The sequence below is a fragment of the Acidovorax sp. GW823-FHT05D11 genome (genome assembly GCF_058795695.1).
In genome coordinates this window covers 3,447,693-3,464,144 of record NZ_CM179502.1, presented here as the reverse complement: position 1 = coordinate 3,464,144, position 16,452 = coordinate 3,447,693, and the positions used below count along the sequence as shown (strand labels likewise).

Sequence of the window (16,452 nt, the reverse complement as noted above, 5' to 3'; positions counted from 1 at the left end):
GTTTCGCCTTCGTTCATTCCAGCCGCACCGCATCGGCGCGCGCCATGTAGTTGCCAAAGTCTTCCGACAGGCCGCAGCTCTCCAGCAGGTCGGCCAGAGCCTTCACGTAGTCGTGCGCCGCCTGGGCGCGTTCAGTCTGGGCCTTGGCCTGGTTCACCTGCGCGTCGATCAGGTCCAGCGTGGTGCTGGTGCCGGCCTTCAGGCCCGCAGCGCGCAGGCGCAGCACCTCGTCGGCCAGTTCCAGGCTGGGGGCCATGGCCAGGAACTGGCGGCGGGCCTGCTCCACGCCCAGCCAGCGCTTTTCCACCAGCAGGGCGATGTCGTTCTGCGCCTGCGCGCCGGTGCGCTCAGCCTGCTCGATCTGGCGGTTGGACGACTCGGCCAGCGCATTGCGGTCGATCGAATCCCACAGCGTCCAGCGCACGCCCACGCCCGCCACCCAGTCGGCCTCCTTGCCGGTCTTGAGCTGGCGCTGGCCGAAGGCGAACACCTGGGGCTTGCGCAGTGCCTCCTGCGCGGCGTGCAGCTGCGTGGCCTGCTCCTTCTTGGCGGCCACCTTGGACAGGCCCGGGTGGCGCGCGAGCGCGGTGTCGATGAACTGCGGCAGGGGCTCGAGCGGCCCGTTCAGCACGAACAGCGGGCTGGTGGGCGTCACGCGCTCGCTGGCCTTGAGCGTGCGGGTGAGGGCGGTGGCGGCCAGCTCGGCATCGTCGCGCGCCTTGCGGGCGTTGCGGCGGGCCTCTTCCAGGGCGGAGCGGGCCTGCAGGCGCTCCACGCGGGCGATCACGCCAGCGTCCAGCATCTTCTGCGCGGCCGCGTCGTGCTGCTCGATGGTGGCCAGGGCCGCCTCGCGCAGCGCGGCCGCCCGCTCGGCCAGCTGGGTGCCGAAGTAGCGCTGCACCAGCAGCGTGGTCGCTTCATGGCCCGTCCTGGCGGCGTCGGCCTCGGCCTCGTGGGTCTGCGCATCGAGCAGGCCGCGCGCCGCCTGGCTGGCGCCCCCCATGTAGATCGGCCAGACGGCCGAGACGGAGCTGGTGGTGTCGCTCTTGTGGCGGTTGAGCGTGTAGCTCGACGGCAGGTGTGGCAGCTGCGCCAGCGGGGCCGCCAGCTGTGGCGGCAGCTGCGACAGCACGCCGGGCAGCACGCGGTTGAGCGGGTTCAGGTCCACATCCAGGTTGGCGTTGTAGGCATAGGCCGCGCCGGTGAGGTTGACCACCGGGCCGCCCAGGCGCTGCATCGCATCGCGGCGCAGCCGTGCGCTCTCGATGGCGCTTTTCGAGGCGGCAAGCTGGTCGGAGCGCTGGCCGAGCTGCTGCAGCGCGGCGTCGAACGCCATGGGTTGCGCATGTGCGGCCCCGGCGGCAAGCGCGAGGGGGACGGTGGCGATCAGGCACAGCAAAGCTTCGCCTGCCCGGCTCTTGCGCCGGTGCGTTCTGTTGGATGTCATGTTTCAGCTCGTCGTGGTCAGCGCCTGCCCCGGTGGCCGGGGGCAGGCCGCGCGGTGCAGGGCAGGTGGTTGGTTTGTAGCAGCACGGGGCTTGCGGGTCAAAGGGGCGGTGCGCGGTGGTCCGTTGCCGGCATCAGCGCGCGCCCACGGGGGTGAAGGCGTCGCTGTGTTCGGCCAGCCAGCGCGCGGACAGGTCGCTGCCGTGCTGGCCGGGATGGAAGTCGCGCCGCAGGTATTCGCGCCAGGGCCGCCACGTCTCGCGCACGAGGCCGCCCTTGCCAAGCAGCGTGCGGGCGGCACTGGCCCAGGTGCTCCACTTCCACAGCGTGCCGTGGCGGCGCAGGTTGCCCAGGGTCTGGCGCAGCACATCGCCCAGGAACACCAGGGTGATGCGGCGAAACCAGGTGATGCGCCATTCGTGGTTGCCGCCCAGGGCCTGGTACAGGTCGAAGGCCGTGTTCCGGTGCTCCGATTCTTCGGCGCAGTGCCATTGCCACATCGTGGCCAGGCGCGGCTCGGCGCCGGCGAGCGTTTCGGGGTGCGCCAGCAGCCATTCGGCCAGCAGGGCGGTGAAGTGCTCGTTGGCGGCGGTCACGGCCAGCGGGTGGCGCGGATCGGCATGGGCGAAAAGCTTCATGCGCTCCTGCGCGCGGGGAGCCCATTCGTTGACCAGGCCCTGCTTTTCCAGGTGGCCGTTGAACAGCGCGTGGATGCGGCGGTGCGTGGCCTCCTGGCCGATGAAGCCGCGCACTTCGTCCGCGAACCGCGCATGCTGTTCGGGCGGCAGGGCCTTGTGGCCGTCCTTCACGGCGTCGATGAAGAACTGCTCACCCACCGGAAAGCTCATCGACAGCGCATTGAAGAACGCCGAGCGAAACGCATCCCCCCCGCACCAGTGGCGCTCGAACGGGGTTTCAAGGTCGATCAGCAGGCGGCGGACAACAAGTTCGGTCATGGAAAACACTCCTTGGGAAGGCCGGGGAACAGGGCTGGTACTGGTAAGTACCAATAATCTGGATCATGCCTGCCGGGTGTGGTACTGTCAAGTACCCGCTGTGATTCCTGCCCCCATCCGCATGCCGACCCCTGACGCCGCCCCCTCCGCCCCGGCCCCCGAGCCCCGCGCCCGCCTGCTCGAGGGCATGGCCCGCGCGGTGGCCTCCAAAGGCTATGCCGACACCACCATCGCCGACATCGTGCGCGAGGCCAGCGTGTCGCGCCGCACGTTCTACGAGAATTTCGCCGACAAGGCCGAGTGCCTGATCGCTCTGTACGAGGTGGCCAGCGGCAATGCGATCGCGGTGCTGCGCGCGGCGATCGACCCGCACAGCGACTGGCAGGCGCAGGTGGAGCAGGCGATGGGTGCGTACTTCGGCGTGCTCACGCGCAACCCGGTGCTGCTGCGCACGCTGTTCATCGAGATCCTGGGCCTGGGCGCCCCGGGCCTGGGAGCGCGGCGGCGCGCCAACCAGCAACTGGCCGACCTGATGCTGGACGTGGTGAACAACCGCCCGGGCGAGCGCCTGCGCAAGACGCCGCTGCAGCCCACCATGGCCATGGCGGTCGTGGGCGGCATCAACGAGATGGTCCTGCAGGCGATCGAGCAGGAGCGGGCGGGCCAGTTGCAGGAGCTGGTGGAGCCCGCCGCAGCATTGCTGCGGGCCGCGATTTCGGCGGAATTCTGAGCGTGTTGCCGGCACGGGTGCCGCAGCCCGCGCCGCGAGCCGGTCACACCTCGTTGGCAATCTCGATCAGGTTTTCGTCCGGGTCGTAGATATAGACCGAGCGCAGCCTGTGGCGTGCGCCCGTTGCACCCACCGGGCCTTGCACGATGGCGACGCCTTCGGCCTGCAGGTGCGCGATGACATCGTCAAGCGGCATCCTGGTGAGAAAACACAGGTCGCCCGAGCCCGCAGTGGCATGGCGCACATTGGGGTCCACCACCGTGCCCACTTCGTGCAGGTTGATCTTTTGCGCGCCGAAGTGCAGCGCGTACCGACGGGGCTTGAACTCCCGCGCGATCATGCCCAGCACGCGCTCATAAAACGCAATGGTCTTGTCGATGCTGGCAACGGTGAGGACGACGTGGTCGATTGATTCCAGAGCGATGGGCATGGCGTGCGGCGGTGTGTCAAGCAGGCGGGTGATTGTGCTCCAGTGTCGCGGGCTGCAGCCACCGCTTGTTGGCCGCAAACACTGCCGTCAGCGCCAGCCCGGCCAGCAGCGCCATGAACCAGTGCAGGGGCGATAGCGGCGCAAACTTGAAAGCGCTGGCCAGCCCCGGCACGGTGGTGATCGCGGTCAGCGCCGCCAGCGTGCCCCCCGACACCCACAGGCTGACGGGGGTGAGGCCCGCCCACAGGCTGCGCCAGCCCAAGATGCCGGGGGTGTCGCTGCCGCGGCTGGGCAGGATGAGCGCTGCGTTCGCAGCCACCAGCACCACGAATGCGGCCGTGCTGGCAGTGGCGGCATGTGCCGGCTGGCCCAGGAGCCAGGCATACAGGCCCACCACGGCGGCGGTCACCACGCTGCCTTGCAACATGCTCAGCAGGAAGTGGCGTGCCGAGAGCAGGGGCTCGCCAGCCCCGCGCGGCGGCTGCTGCATGAGATCGGCAGCGCCTTCCTCGGCCTCGAACACGATCGAGCAGGCCGGGTCGATGACCAGTTCCAGAAACGCGATGTGCAGCGGCGCCAGCACCAGCGGCAGCCCGAGCAGCACCGGCAGCAGCGCCAGGCCAATGATGGGCACGTGCACCGCCAGCGTGTAGACCATGGCCTGGCGCAGGTTGGCAAAGGTCTGCCGCCCCCGATGAATCGCCAACACGATGGCTGCGAAATCGTCGTACAGCAGCACCAGGGCTGCGGCCTCGCGCGCCACGTCGGTGCCGCGCTGTCCCATGGCGATGCCGATGTGGGCGGCCTTGAGGGCCGGGGCGTCGTTCACACCGTCGCCCGTCATGGCCACCACCTCGCCCTGGGCCTTGAGGGCTTCGACCAGCGCCAGTTTCTGGTGCGGCTTGATGCGGGCAAACACACTGACCTGCCGTACCTTGTCGGCCAGTACCTGTGGCGGCATCTGGGCCAGCTCATCGCCGGTGACCACGCTCTCATGGGCGATGCCCGCCTGGGCCGCAATGGCGCGGGCGGTGCGAGGGTGGTCGCCGGTGATCATCACCACGCGGATACCCGCCTGGCGGCATTGCGCGACGGCCTGGGGCACCTCGGGGCGCAGCGGGTCGGCCAGAGCCACCAGGCCCAGCCACTCAAAGTCAAAGTCGTGCTGAATGTCAGGCCAGGTGTCTTGTGCGCGGTGCCGGGCCTTGGCCACGCCCAGTACCCGCAGGCCCCGGTCGGCCAGGCGGGCGGCCTGGGCGCTGACGGCGGCGCGTTCGGCGTCGGGCAGGTGGCAGAGGTCCGCCACGGCTTCGGGCGCGCCCTTGGTGGCCACGGTGTCGTGCGCCGAGGTGCCGTCGCGCCACAGGTGGCTCATGGCCAGCAGCCGGGGCGACAGCTCGTATTCGCGCGCCAGCGACCATGTGGGGTGCAAATGATCAGTGCCCAGCAGATGGTCGCCCGCCATGCGGTGAAAGGCCTGCTCCATCGGATCGTGCGGTTCGATCTCGCTGGCCAGCACGGCGTATTCCAGAAGTTCGTGGAAAGCCTCCGGCAGCGCCGTGCCGCCTGCTGCTGCGCGCAGGTTCTGTACATCCAGCTCTTGGCCTGCGATGCACAGCGCCGCCACGGCCATGCGGTTTTGCGTGAGGGTGCCGGTCTTGTCCACGCACAGCACGGTGGTCTGCCCCAGCGTCTCGATAGCGTTGAGCCGCCGCGTCAGCACCTGCTGTGCCGCCAGCCGCCGCGCGGCCAGGGCGAGGAAGACGATCATGATCACGGGCAGCTCTTGCGGCAGGATGCCCATGGCCAGCGTGATACCCGCCAGCACGGCCTGCAGCGCGTCGCCGCGCAGCGCCCAGAACAGGGCCACCAGCAGCGCGCACAGCGACAGCCCGATGAGCACCAGCTTGTGCGTGAGTCGCGCCATTTCCTCGCGCAGCGGCGAGGCCTGCAGCGCAATGGTGTCGAGCGACTGGCCAATGCGCCCCAGCTCGGTGTGGCGCCCCACGGCCGTGACCCGAACCAGGCCCTGGCCGCCGACCACCAGCGTGCCCGCAAACACCTTGTCGGCAGTTTGCTTGGCCACGGGCTCGGATTCACCGGTCAGCATCGATTCGTTGATGGCCAGCTCGTGGGCCTGCAGCAGCAGGCCGTCGGCGGGGATGCGGTCGCCCTCGGCAATCATCAACAGGTCTTCGCGCACCACGTCGCGGCCTGCAATGCGCACCAGGGTGCCGCCGCGCAGCGCCAGCGCGCGGGGGCTGGAGAGGTCGCGCAGGGCGCTCAGCGCGTTGTCGGTGCGGCGCTCCTGCAGCACCGTGATCGCCATGATGATGACCACAAAGCCCAGCAGGATCATCGCCTCGTGCGCGTCGCCCATGGCGAGGTAGATGGCGCCTGCGCCCAGCAGCAGCAGGAACATGGGCTCGGTGACCACGTCCCGGGCCATGTCGCGCAGCGTGCGGCGCTGGCTGATGCCCAGTTCGTTGGGGCCTTCTTCACGCAGGCGTTGGGCGGCCAGGGCCGGGTCGAGTCCGGTGGGGGAGTCTGGGGTGGGCATGGGGGCGTGGGGCAGCGTTGTACAGAGGGCTGCAACGGTGCAACTGTTATACCGCGCGCAGGTGTCTGCGTCCCTGACGCAGCGCAGTGCGCCGCACCCGATCTGCCTTCATCGCACCTCGCACATCACAAAGTCCGCTTTGCCGACATTGCACTCGGGGCAGCGCCAGTCCTCGGGCACGTCGGCCCAGCAGGTGCCGGGCGCCAACCCGTCTTCGGGCCTGCCAGCGGCTTCGTCATGGATCCACCCGCAGACGACGCACATGTAGATTTTCATGGGATGGTTTCCTTCGGTGGTGGTTGCCGTGGCTCAGTCGTCCTCGTGCTGCTGCTGGCGCTGGGCCGATGTGCTGCCGGCGGTCCAGCCGCTGGGTGACTGCTGCCATTGCCGGGCGCCGAAGGCCAGGGCTGCGATCAGCAGCAGGGCGGCCAGCCAGGCGCGGTTCTTGGGGACCAGGTCCGGCCCCTTGCCCTCCACCCGGCCGGTCAGCATGGGCATTGCCTGGTTCTTGCGCCGCAGGACGCTCAAGCCTGCAATCAGTGCGATGTGAGCCAGCACCACCAAGAGCAAGGCGTTTCCAACAAACTCATGCACTTCTTCCATCCAGTCGCCACCCAGCGCTTCGCCCCAGTCGTTGTACGTGGCATAGCCGCTGAGCGTGAGGGGCACGACCAGCGCCAGCAGCAAGACGATGGCCAGCGCCATCAGCAGGTTCTGGCCCTGGCGCCAGTTGATCCCTGCGATCGACGTGGCCTGGGGCAGGGTGCGCAGCCATGCCGGGGCCCCCGCCAGCTTGCGCCACAGCAGGCCCAGGCCCGATGTGCGTGGCCCGAAGATGCCGTACAGCAAGCGAAAGCCCAGCAGGCCCGCCATGGTGTAGCCCAGCGTGACGTGCAGCAGACGCCAGTGTTCACCGTCGGCCGTGGCGTAGGCCCCCGCAAAGCACAGTGCGAACAGCCAGTGGAACATGCGCGTGGGCGCATCGGTCACCCGGCGGCCGGAGGCCTTGGCAGGGGCTGGCTGCGCCGTGGTGCTGGCAGGGTGAAGGGACGGGGTGTTGTTCATCGTGTTCTCCTGGTGGGGACGCCGAAGGTTTCTGTCCGTGGCGGTCAGTCGTTCCATGCGCGGCGCGATCGGGGATCGAGCCCCGCCGGCATGCGCAGGTTGTGTTCATCAAACCGCCCCTGGTCCGCGCCCGTGTGGCAGGCCGCGCAGTTGGCGGCGCTTTTCACGCTGGCGAGCTTCCAGGTGGCGGAGGCAATCCTTCGGTGCTTGCGTTCAAACCACGTCGAGCGGGTGATGCGGTCCTCCGTGGGCTCCTCGTTCACGCGCTTGTAGGTACCTGCGTGGGCCTGCAGCCACTGGTTGAGCTGGCGCACGGCGGCCGCGTCCAGCGATGCGTCGGTGCCGTAGTGTTTGTCGAGGCCCGTCATCACGCGGTTCCACGATGCGGCGGGCAGCAGACCGGGTGGGTAGGCGGTGTGGCAGGCCGCGCATTCCTGCGTGTAGGCGGCGGGCATGTTGCGGGGCATGGCCCTCCCGCCTTCCGCACGGGCGCTGGAGAGCGACAGCAGGGTCAGCGCGCACACGGCGGCGGCCATGGCCGCCGGGCGGAGGGGAACAGATTTCTTCATGATGCGATGGCTTCAGGGCTTGAGAGCGTTGAGGTAGGCCAGCACATCGGCCTTCTCGATCGCTGTGCATTCGCGGCTCAGCACGTCGTTGCAGTTGCGGCGAAACCACTTGTCGATCTTGGCGGTGTCGGTGAAGGCCCTGGGGTTGAAGGCGGGGGCCAGGGGTGCGATCGACTTGCCGGTGCTGGCATGTTTGCCCTGCGTGGTGGGTGGCGTGCCGTGGCACGAGGCGCAAGACCACTCGCCGCCATGTCGGGTGGTGAAGAACACCTTGCCCCTGTCGGCGTGGCCCGGGCTGCCGGCCTGTGCGCTCCAGTGCGCGAGCTGCCGGGCGGCGGTGGTGTCTGCGGCGTGGCTGATGTTGGTGGCCGCCATTGCGCAGAGCGCAGTCAGTGCCAGCGTGCGGAGGGCGGGCATTGTGTTGTCCTTGTGGGTTGTTTCGTGTGCAGCCATTGTTGAAATGGCTGCCTGAACGGGGCGTGAAAGGGCTGTTCATCGGCCGTTCAGACACCGCACAGGACAATGCACCCATGGTTTCCATCCCCTACTGTGCCTCCACAAGCTGCCGGGTTGCGCGCCTGGACGTGGCGGCGTGTGTGCTGTGGGCCGCTGCGCTGGCTACGCCACACGCTCTGGCCAGCGGCAAGGAAGACCACGACCGCGCCCGGCAGGCCGTGCAGGCGGGCCAGGTGCTGCCGTTGCCCGTGGTGCTGGAGCGTCTGCAGCGCGAAGTGCCCGGCCAGGTGCTGGAAGTGGAGCTGGAGCAGGAGCGGGATCGCTGGATTTACGAGATCAAGCTGCTCACACCTGCGGGGCAGTTGACCAAGGTCAAGCTGGATGCGCGAACGTCCGAGGTATTGCGCATCAAATCGCGCGACGATCAACGCACCGGCCGAGAGCACCGGCAAGAGCGGCCTCGCAATTAGCCATCCATGCGCATCCTCCTGGTAGAAGACGACACGCTGCTGCGCGCCCAGCTGCGCACGGCGCTGCACGGCGCTGGCTACACCGTGGACGAAGCCGACAACGGGCGCGACGCGCAGTTTCTGGGCGACACCGAGGCGGTGGATGCCGTGGTGCTGGACCTGGGCCTGCCGGTGGTGGACGGGCTCACGGTGCTCAAGCGCTGGCGGGCCGAGGGGCGCAACATGCCGGTGCTGATCCTCACCGCGCGGGACAACTGGCACGAAAAGGTGGCGGGTATCGACGCCGGTGCCGATGACTACCTGACCAAACCATTTCACCAGGAAGAACTGCTGGCGCGCCTGCGTGCACTCATCCGCCGCGCCAGCGGGCTGGCGTCGGCGGTGCTGCAGTGTGGCGACTGGTCGCTGGACACCCGCAGTGGCCGTGTGACCTGCGCGGGCCAGCCCGTGGCGCTGACGGCGCATGAGTACAAGGTGCTTGCGTACCTCATGCACCGGCCCGGCGTGCTGGTATCGCGCGCCGAGCTGACCGAACACATCTACGCACAGGACTTTGACCGGGACTCCAACACCATCGAAGTCTTTGTGGGGCGCTTGCGAAAAAAGCTGCATTCGCTGTCGGTCCACGCTGCGCGTATCGAGACGGTGCGCGGCATGGGCTACCGCCTGGTGCCGCCATGAGCTGGAGCGGTCTGCACTGGTCGCGCTCCCTGCGGTTTCGGCTGCTGGCCGTGACGGTCGCGGGGGTGGCGGTGGCCGTGGTGCTGGCTGGCGTGGTGCTCAGCGGGCTGTTCCGCGAGCATGTGCGGCGCCAGTTCGAGGCGGCCCTCCTGCAGCAGCTGGACCAGGTCACGGCGCGCCTGGAGTTTGATGCCCAGGGCCGGCCGGCGATCGCTGCGCAGGCGCTGTCGGACCCGCGCTGGCTCAAACCCTATTCCGGCCTGTACTGGCAGGTGGACGCCATGGCCCCCGATGGACACGGCCGTGCCGGGGTGCTGCGTTCGCGCTCGTTGTGGGACACCAGCCTGGCCTTGCAGGTGGATGCGCTGACCGATGGCGCCGTGCATGTGCATGAAGTGGCTGGCCCGCAGGGCGCGCCGTTGCTGGTGCTGGAGCGCTCGGTGCGTGCCGAGGGCGCGGAAACGGCGCGCTGGCGCCTGATCGTGGCGGCCGATCTGCAGGCCACGCAGGCGGCCACCGCGCGCTTCACGCGCGTGCTGGCGCTGTCGCTGGCTGCGCTGCTGGTGCTGCTGGCAGCGGCCGCCTGGGCCCAGGTGGCGGTGGGGCTCAAGCCCTTGCGGGCGCTGCAGCGGGGTTTGCTGGATGTGCAGCAGGCGCGGGCCACCCAGCTGCAGGGCGCATTCCCTGTCGAGGTGCAGCCGCTGGTGGATGACTTCAACGCCGTTCTGGGCCGCAATGCCGAGGTGGTGGAACGCGCGCGCACCCAGGCGGGCAATCTGGCGCACGCCTTGAAAACACCGCTGACCGTGCTGGAGAACGCGGCGCGCGCTCCACCATCCGATGATGGGGGCGCGCTGGCGGCGCTGGTGCACGACCAGGTGCGGGTCGCGCGGCGCCACATCGACTGGCACCTGGCACGGTCACGCTTGGCCGCATCGGCGCGCCTGCCCGGCCAGCGCACGGCGCTGGAGCCGGTGTTGGGCGGACTGGTGCGTGTCATGAACAAGGTGCATGCCGGGAGGGGCCTGGACATCAGGGTAGCGCTGCCCGATGCTCCGCTGTTCTTTGCAGGCGAGGCGCAGGATCTGCAGGAAATGCTGGGCAACCTGTTGGACAACGCCTGCAAATGGGCGCAGTCCACCGTGCGGCTGCAGGCGCAGGCCCTCGGCGGGCGGCAGCCACAGGTTGTTGTCAGTGTCGAGGATGACGGCCCCGGCATCGGTGCCGCGCAGCGTGCGCAGGCTGTGGAACGTGGCGTGCGGCTGGACGAGACGGTGCCAGGCACGGGGCTGGGCCTTGCCATCGTGCAGGACCTGGCGGCCATCTACGGCGGGCGGCTGGATCTGGAGCCGGCCGACCTGGGCGGCCTGCGGGTGGTGCTTGCGTTGCCCGCCGCGCGGGAGGCTGTGTAAAAAGGCCTGCTGGAGCGGCACCGGCGTAAAAAAGCCCGCCGAAGCGGGCTAAGGCCCTGACAAATCCCCTCGATCTCTCGAATGTCGCAAAGCCTTGGACTGGACGTGGAGAGCCTATCACCCGCCGTGGCGTTTGACCATCAGGGGAACGATAGGCCGTGCCACGATATTTGGGACCTTGGGCGGCCGGACGGCGCGGCTCGCCGCGCGGTGGCAGGCAAGAAAGCCCTCAGCGCTTGTGAAATATGCGTTGGCTGCTCTTGACTCAGGAGCGGTCAGAGCCTGCTCTCCACGCTGTTGCGCATGGCGATCTGTGCCACGGCATCCAGCGCGCCGTCCACCACGGTCTGCTGGGAGAGCACGTGCAGGGCGCCTTGCTGGATGAGCCGGTCCACCAGCCGCAGGGTCATCGACTGGGTGTGGCCGGAGGCGCTGGTGAAAAGGAAGAAGGTTCCGTTCGAGCCGATCCACGACAGCTGGGTCCGCTCCCACTTGCCTGCGACCAGCAGGTTCACCCAGCTGCCGATGGCCAGCGGGGGGATGCCCGGCGCCTCGCCCGCCTCGGGCGCCGGCACGGGCTCCGGCCTCTCGGACTCGGGAGACTGCGAGGATTCCATGAAGCCCGACTCCCTGGCTTCGGAGGGCGCGACCCAGGGCTCTTCGTCCTCGAGGGGGGCGGGCTGCGCTGGCGCCGCCGCCTTCGCCTCGGCGGGCGGTGCGCAGGGCGCGGGCGGCGCAGCGGCCGGCCTCGGCGTGGGCTTGAAGGCCTGCTGGTGCAGCTGCATCAGCAGCGCGAAGACGGCCTCGGTCCGGTCCGGGGGGTAGTCGATGGACGCCAGCCCCTCGCGCAGCTTGGCCAGCAGCTTGGGAAGCAGGCGCGCGAGCTGGCCCGTGTTCATGCGCGTCAGCTCGGGCTGCGCGCTCCAGATGAGCGCCTCCACCACTTCCTGGTAGCGGCCCGGGTCGGTGCTGCCGGTCTTGTCGGCCAGGCGCGCCTCGGCCATGACCTTGGCCCAGGGGCCGAGCAGGAAGCGGGAGATGGCGTCGGGAACCTTTCCGATGTCGGGCAGCAGCCAGATGTCGCGCGATATCTTGGCCGCCAGGAGGTGGCGCTGCTCCGCGTGCTGCAGCGCCTCGATGGCGCGCAAGCGCTCCTGCTTGCCCGCCTGCTCCTTCTGCTCCCATTTGGCGTGCAGCTGCTGCAGCACCTGCTCGAAATCGTGGGGGCTCTCGATGGTGGCCGTGGCCAGCGGGCCCGCAATGTTCATGAGCGACCGCATGAAGCTCTGGAAACCGGGCGCCTCGGTGCTGTTGAAGGCGAGGCTGCGGTCGGTGATGTCCTGCAGCAGGCGGCGCGCGGAATGCTCCTTGTGGCTGAAGAAACGGGGGTCGGCCAGCGCCAGCTGCATCAGCGCGGGCTCCAGCGCCCGCACGAACTGCTGCACGGGCCACAGCAGCCGGCTGTCGCGCGCGATGTTGTCCACCATCAGCGCGACCACCTCCATGCTCAGGGCCTGACCGAGCCCGCTGGCGTGCCGGCGCGGCGTGGCCGCGGAGCTCGCTCCCTCGCCGCCGCCCGCCGGAGGGCGCTGGTTTCCCAGGCGCTCCATCATGTGGCCGACCTGGTTCATCTCCTGCAGTGCCTCGAAGGCGGCGGGCACGGTGATGGCGAAATCCGTGGGGGGTGGATCGAGCGCCGGAAGCTGGTCGGGGTTCTCGAACTCGCGCGCGAACCGCTCGGCGAAGTTCTCCTGGGGCGCAGGCCCGTGCTCCGGTACCGGGGCGGGCTTGTCGCTGAGTTCGCCCAGCAGGAGCCGGCGCAGGCGGTCGAGCGTGAGCAGCGGGTCGGCAGCCCCCCCCGAGGCGGACAGGTCGGTGTCGGCGGCGAAGCCGGGGGACGCGCCGCCCTCGGCCGGCGCGACATAGACGACCTGGCCGTCGGCCTGGCGCATGGCGTAGCCCACGGGCTGCACGCCGCTTTGCCGCAGCTGCGCGGTCTGGGCGAGGTACAGCCCGCGCAGCTCTGTACCCAGCGCCTGCGCCAGGTGCCCCATCCAGTCGTGCCGCACCTGGTCCGTGACCTGCATCTGCGACACCACGGCCTGCAGCGCCTGCAGGAAGACCTCGGGGCGCAGGGGGTTCTGGTCGGGCAGCACTTTCGGCAGCCCCTGCGCCGCGCACACCAGGGCGTCCAGGTCGGCCAGCGGCCCCTCGACGGCGGAGATCAGGATCTGGCGGGCACGGGCACGCTCGACGCTTTCGCTGATCTGCGACTCGTCCATCAGTTCGAGTTCATCGAAATGGACGGTGAACAGGGAGCGCGAGGATTTTTCATCCTTGCGCGTGGTTTCCTGGTCGAGCGCCTTGCGCAGCGCGTCGGGATAGCGCTCGCTCATCACGAAGGCCAGCCGCGAGAGCTGCTGCCGTGCTTCCAGCATGGCATGGTGCTCGCCGGGGGTGCGGGCGGTGTCCAGGCGCGCCTGCAGGGACATGCGCGCGGCCTCGGCGACGCGCTCCATCAGGTGCCTGGACTCCGCCACCACGCCGTGCACGATGCGCTGGTACGGCGTGGCGTGGCTGTCGGAGGGGGCAGGGGCGGACGATGCGGTGTGTTTCAAGGCCATCTTCTCTGAAGAGATACCGGTAGCCATCATGGTACGCGGCAAAAAGGGGCCGAAGCCCCTGGTTGCCCTCTATTCCAGGCGGGTCAGGCCTGGTGACTGCCTGGCGCGGGCGACCTACCCGCCGTGGAACTTGACCACCAGCGGCACGATCAGCAGCGCCACGATGTTGATGATCTTGATCAGCGGGTTGATGGCCGGGCCGGCGGTGTCCTTGTAGGGGTCGCCCACGGTATCGCCGGTCACGGCGGCCTTGTGGGCCTCGCTGCCCTTGCCGCCGTGGTGGCCGTCCTCGATGTATTTCTTGGCATTGTCCCAGGCGCCGCCGCCGGTGCACATGCTGATGGCCACGAACAGGCCGGTGACGATGGTGCCCATGAGCAAGCCGCCCAGCGCCTTGGGCCCCAGCAGCAGGCCCACCACGATGGGCACGACCACGGGCAGCAGGCTGGGGATCACCATCTCCTTGATGGCGGCGGTGGTCAGCATGTCCACGGCCTTGCCGTACTCGGGCTTGCCTGTGCCGTCCATGATGCCGGGGATGGTGTTGAACTGGCGGCGCACCTCCACCACCACGGCGCCGGCCGCGCGGCCCACGGCCTCCATGGCCATGGCGCCGAACAGGTAGGGGATCAGGCCGCCGATGAACAGGCCGATGATGACCAGCGGGTCGGACAGGTCGAACGTGATGGCGCGGCCGTAGCTCTCGAGCTTGTGCGTGTAGTCGGCGAACAGCACCAGCGCGGCCAGGCCGGCCGAGCCGATCGCATAGCCCTTGGTCACGGCCTTGGTGGTGTTGCCCACGGCGTCCAGCGGGTCGGTGATGTCGCGCACGCTGCTGGGCAGCTCTGCCATCTCGGCGATGCCGCCGGCGTTGTCGGTGATGGGGCCGTAGGCGTCCAGCGCCACCACGATGCCCGCCATGGACAGCATGGACATGGCCGCCACCGCAATGCCGTACAGGCCCGCGAGCTGGTAGGCCGAGAGGATGGCCAGGCACACGAAGATCACCGGCCAGGCGGTGGATCGCATCGATACGCCCAGGCCCGCGATGATGTTGGTGCCGTGCCCGGTGGTCGAGGCCTGCGCGATGTGCTGCACGGGCGAATACTGCGTGCCGGTGTAGAACTCGGTGATCCAGACCAGCGCAGCCGTCAGCGCCAGCCCGGTGAAGCAGGCGCCAAACAGGCGCATCTGGCTGCCGCTGGCCATGATGGCGTTGTCCGGCATGATCCACACCGTGACGAAGTAGAAGGCGATGAGCGACAGCACGCCCGCGATCGCCAGGCCCTTGTACAGCGCGGGCATCACGTTCTTCATGCCGGGCGAGGCCTTGACGAAGAAGCAGCCGATGATGGACGCCACGATGGACACGGCGCCCAGCGCCAGCGGGTACACCACGGCATTGACCGGAGCCGCCGCCACCAGCAGCGCGCCCAGAACCATGGTGGCGATCAGCGTCACCGCATAGGTCTCGAACAGGTCGGCCGCCATGCCGGCGCAGTCGCCCACGTTGTCGCCCACGTTGTCGGCGATCACGGCGGGGTTGCGCGGGTCGTCTTCAGGGATGCCGGCCTCCACCTTGCCCACCAGGTCGGCGCCCACGTCGGCGCCCTTGGTGAAGATGCCGCCACCGAGCCGCGCGAAGATCGAGATCAGCGACGAGCCGAACGCAAAGCCGATCAGCGGGTTGAGCAGATTGGCCAGGTTGGCCGTGGGCGTGAGGTTGCCGTTGCCCGCCAGGAACCAGTAAAAGCCCGTGACGCCCAGCAGCCCCAGCCCCACCACCAGCATGCCGGTGATGGCGCCGCCACGGAACGCCACGTCCAGCGCCGGGCCGATGCCGTGCGTGGCGGCCTGCGCCGTGCGCACGTTGGCGCGCACCGACACGTTCATGCCGATGAAGCCGCAGGCGCCCGAGAGCACCGCGCCCACCACGAAGCCCACGGCCGTGGTGCCGTCCAGAAAGATGCCGATGAGAACCGCCAGCACCACGCCGACGATGGCGATGGTCTTGTACTGGCGGGCGAGGTAGGCGGCGGCGCCGGCCTGGATGGCGGCGGCGATCTCCTGCATGCGGGCGTTGCCGGGGTCCTTGGCCAGGATCCATCCCCGGGCCCAGATGCCATAGGCCACCGCAATCAATCCGCAAACCAGAGCCAGTATCAGAGGGGCAGTCAGCGCTGTATTTCCAGCCATTCGTCACTCCTTGAAATATTCAGTTGCACGGAAGGAAACATCACAACGCGGGACGGTGGTGCTTCCGTTGCGTTGCTTCCTCGTGCTCCCTGGGCATTTCGCGGCAGGAGTCGATTGGCCAACGGGCCCAATTTACAGGCAAACGCCGGTTTGCAAGCGGGCAGAAAGGGGCGTGCGCCTAAAATCAGGGTTAATCCCGACGCTTCATTGCGCTGCGTCAGCGCCGGATGCCTCGCGGGTTATCGTTTTCAAACCACTATCCAAAGACATGTCCCTCAACAACGTCCCCCCAGGCAAGAACGTCCCCGACGCCTTCAATGTCGTCATCGAAATCCCGATGAACGCCGACCCGATCAAGTACGAAGTGGACAAGGAATCGGGCGCCATTTTCGTGGACCGTTTCATGACCACGGCCATGCACTACCCCACGAACTACGGCTACGTGCCGCAGACGCTGTCGGGCGACGGCGACCCGGTGGATGTGCTGGTGATCACGCCTTACCCCCTGTTCCCCGGTGTTGTCGTGCCCTGCCGCCCGCTGGGCATCCTGATGATGGAAGACGAGGCCGGCGTGGACGGCAAGGTCATCGCCGTGCCCACCTCCAAGGTGCTGCCCATGTATGACCACTGGAAGACCATCGACGACGTGAACGCCATGCGCCGCAACGCCATCGCCCATTTCTTCGAGCACTACAAGGACCTGGAAAAGGGCAAGTGGGTCAAGGTGCTGGGCTGGGAAGGCCTGGACGCCGCCAAGAAGGAAATCACGGACGGCATCGAGGCCTACAAGAAGTCCGGCAACGCCTGATTCCCGCACCCGGCCTCCGCACCGGCCGTTCGTGCCGGATTGGAGGCCG

The 16,452-nt window shown here is 68.6% G+C and carries 15 protein-coding genes; 5 read left to right on the top strand and 10 right to left on the bottom strand.

From position 1 onward, the window contains the following. Positions 1-13: 13 nt before the first annotated feature. Together AC3RCE_RS16085 and AC3RCE_RS16080 are read right to left on the bottom strand one after the other, a co-directional pair. Positions 14-1,447: a TolC family protein gene (locus AC3RCE_RS16085; protein ID WP_218297621.1), complete on the bottom strand. Its 1,434-nt coding sequence runs from the start codon at positions 1,445-1,447 to the stop codon at positions 14-16. 133 nt (positions 1,448-1,580) lie between these two features. Continuing rightward, a complete protein-coding gene (locus AC3RCE_RS16080; protein WP_492253465.1) occupies positions 1,581-2,402 on the bottom strand; it encodes a metal-dependent hydrolase in 822 nt (273 codons plus the stop codon). Positions 2,403-2,523: 121 nt separating this feature from the next. Between AC3RCE_RS16080 and AC3RCE_RS16075 the strand changes: the two genes are divergently transcribed. Then, positions 2,524-3,132 carry a TetR/AcrR family transcriptional regulator gene (locus tag AC3RCE_RS16075; RefSeq protein WP_218297619.1) on the top strand — a complete coding sequence of 203 codons (609 nt, stop codon included), beginning with the start codon at positions 2,524-2,526 and terminating at the stop codon, positions 3,130-3,132. 43 nt (positions 3,133-3,175) lie between these two features. Here AC3RCE_RS16075 and AC3RCE_RS16070 read toward each other — a convergent pair whose 3' ends face one another. The 6 genes from AC3RCE_RS16070 to AC3RCE_RS16045 form a co-directional block, all read right to left on the bottom strand. After that, positions 3,176-3,562 (bottom strand): VOC family protein, encoded by a 387-nt coding sequence (locus AC3RCE_RS16070; protein ID WP_218297618.1) that lies wholly within the window; start codon positions 3,560-3,562, stop codon positions 3,176-3,178. 16 nt (positions 3,563-3,578) lie between these two features. Continuing rightward, positions 3,579-6,122 (bottom strand): cation-translocating P-type ATPase, encoded by a 2,544-nt coding sequence (locus AC3RCE_RS16065; RefSeq protein ID WP_492253464.1) that lies wholly within the window; start codon positions 6,120-6,122, stop codon positions 3,579-3,581. A gap of 108 nt (positions 6,123-6,230) precedes the next feature. Then, positions 6,231-6,398 (bottom strand): rubredoxin, encoded by a 168-nt coding sequence (locus AC3RCE_RS16060; protein ID WP_492253463.1) that lies wholly within the window; start codon positions 6,396-6,398, stop codon positions 6,231-6,233. Between the two features lie 33 nt (positions 6,399-6,431). After that, entirely contained in the window at positions 6,432-7,187 is a 756-nt protein-coding gene (locus AC3RCE_RS16055) for a cytochrome b/b6 domain-containing protein (protein ID WP_492253462.1), read from the bottom strand. A gap of 44 nt (positions 7,188-7,231) precedes the next feature. After that, positions 7,232-7,756, bottom strand: coding sequence for a diheme cytochrome c (locus AC3RCE_RS16050; protein WP_492253461.1), 525 nt, complete (start codon positions 7,754-7,756; stop codon positions 7,232-7,234). 12 nt (positions 7,757-7,768) lie between these two features. Further along, positions 7,769-8,173 (bottom strand): DUF1924 domain-containing protein, encoded by a 405-nt coding sequence (locus AC3RCE_RS16045; RefSeq protein ID WP_492253460.1) that lies wholly within the window; start codon positions 8,171-8,173, stop codon positions 7,769-7,771. Between the two features lie 113 nt (positions 8,174-8,286). Here AC3RCE_RS16045 and AC3RCE_RS16040 point away from each other — a divergent pair, with 113 nt between their 5' ends. The 3 genes from AC3RCE_RS16040 to AC3RCE_RS16030 are packed head-to-tail and all read left to right on the top strand — an operon-like array spanning position 8,287 to position 10,775. Then, positions 8,287-8,682: a PepSY domain-containing protein gene (locus tag AC3RCE_RS16040; protein WP_492253459.1), complete on the top strand. Its 396-nt coding sequence runs from the start codon at positions 8,287-8,289 to the stop codon at positions 8,680-8,682. Between the two features lie 6 nt (positions 8,683-8,688). Further along, positions 8,689-9,363, top strand: coding sequence for a response regulator (locus tag AC3RCE_RS16035; protein WP_218297611.1), 675 nt, complete (start codon positions 8,689-8,691; stop codon positions 9,361-9,363). Beyond that, positions 9,360-10,775 carry a sensor histidine kinase gene (locus AC3RCE_RS16030; RefSeq protein ID WP_492253458.1) on the top strand — a complete coding sequence of 472 codons (1,416 nt, stop codon included), beginning with the start codon at positions 9,360-9,362 and terminating at the stop codon, positions 10,773-10,775. Before AC3RCE_RS16035 ends, AC3RCE_RS16030 begins: the two co-directional genes overlap by 4 nt. 275 nt (positions 10,776-11,050) lie before the next feature. Here AC3RCE_RS16030 and AC3RCE_RS16025 read toward each other — a convergent pair whose 3' ends face one another. Beyond that, complete coding sequence (locus AC3RCE_RS16025) at positions 11,051-13,399, bottom strand: DUF1631 family protein (RefSeq protein ID WP_492253457.1); 2,349 nt, start codon at positions 13,397-13,399, stop codon at positions 11,051-11,053. A 114-nt stretch (positions 13,400-13,513) separates the two neighbouring features. After that, entirely contained in the window at positions 13,514-15,595 is a 2,082-nt protein-coding gene (locus AC3RCE_RS16020; RefSeq protein WP_218341639.1) for a sodium-translocating pyrophosphatase, read from the bottom strand. A 268-nt stretch (positions 15,596-15,863) separates the two neighbouring features. On the opposite strand from AC3RCE_RS16020, the gene ppa reads away from it, so the two are divergent. Next, complete coding sequence (ppa, locus tag AC3RCE_RS16015; RefSeq protein WP_218297607.1) at positions 15,864-16,403, top strand: inorganic diphosphatase; 540 nt, start codon at positions 15,864-15,866, stop codon at positions 16,401-16,403. The last annotated feature ends 49 nt before the right edge of the window (positions 16,404-16,452 follow it).

Coding starts and splice junctions, on each gene's coding strand:
- AC3RCE_RS16045 (WP_492253460.1), bottom strand. CDS start 8,173: ATGCCCGCCCTCCGCACGCTGGCACTGACTGCGCTCTGCGCAATGGCG.
- AC3RCE_RS16030 (WP_492253458.1), top strand. CDS start 9,360: ATGAGCTGGAGCGGTCTGCACTGGTCGCGCTCCCTGCGGTTTCGGCTG.
- AC3RCE_RS16020 (WP_218341639.1), bottom strand. CDS start 15,595: ATGGCTGGAAATACAGCGCTGACTGCCCCTCTGATACTGGCTCTGGTT.
- AC3RCE_RS16035 (WP_218297611.1), top strand. CDS start 8,689: ATGCGCATCCTCCTGGTAGAAGACGACACGCTGCTGCGCGCCCAGCTG.
- AC3RCE_RS16070 (WP_218297618.1), bottom strand. CDS start 3,562: ATGCCCATCGCTCTGGAATCAATCGACCACGTCGTCCTCACCGTTGCC.
- AC3RCE_RS16060 (WP_492253463.1), bottom strand. CDS start 6,398: ATGAAAATCTACATGTGCGTCGTCTGCGGGTGGATCCATGACGAAGCC.
- AC3RCE_RS16050 (WP_492253461.1), bottom strand. CDS start 7,756: ATGAAGAAATCTGTTCCCCTCCGCCCGGCGGCCATGGCCGCCGCCGTG.
- AC3RCE_RS16055 (WP_492253462.1), bottom strand. CDS start 7,187: ATGAACAACACCCCGTCCCTTCACCCTGCCAGCACCACGGCGCAGCCA.
- ppa (WP_218297607.1), top strand. CDS start 15,864: ATGTCCCTCAACAACGTCCCCCCAGGCAAGAACGTCCCCGACGCCTTC.
- AC3RCE_RS16065 (WP_492253464.1), bottom strand. CDS start 6,122: ATGCCCACCCCAGACTCCCCCACCGGACTCGACCCGGCCCTGGCCGCC.
- AC3RCE_RS16040 (WP_492253459.1), top strand. CDS start 8,287: ATGGTTTCCATCCCCTACTGTGCCTCCACAAGCTGCCGGGTTGCGCGC.
- AC3RCE_RS16075 (WP_218297619.1), top strand. CDS start 2,524: ATGCCGACCCCTGACGCCGCCCCCTCCGCCCCGGCCCCCGAGCCCCGC.
- AC3RCE_RS16080 (WP_492253465.1), bottom strand. CDS start 2,402: ATGACCGAACTTGTTGTCCGCCGCCTGCTGATCGACCTTGAAACCCCG.
- AC3RCE_RS16085 (WP_218297621.1), bottom strand. CDS start 1,447: ATGACATCCAACAGAACGCACCGGCGCAAGAGCCGGGCAGGCGAAGCT.
- AC3RCE_RS16025 (WP_492253457.1), bottom strand. CDS start 13,399: ATGGCCTTGAAACACACCGCATCGTCCGCCCCTGCCCCCTCCGACAGC.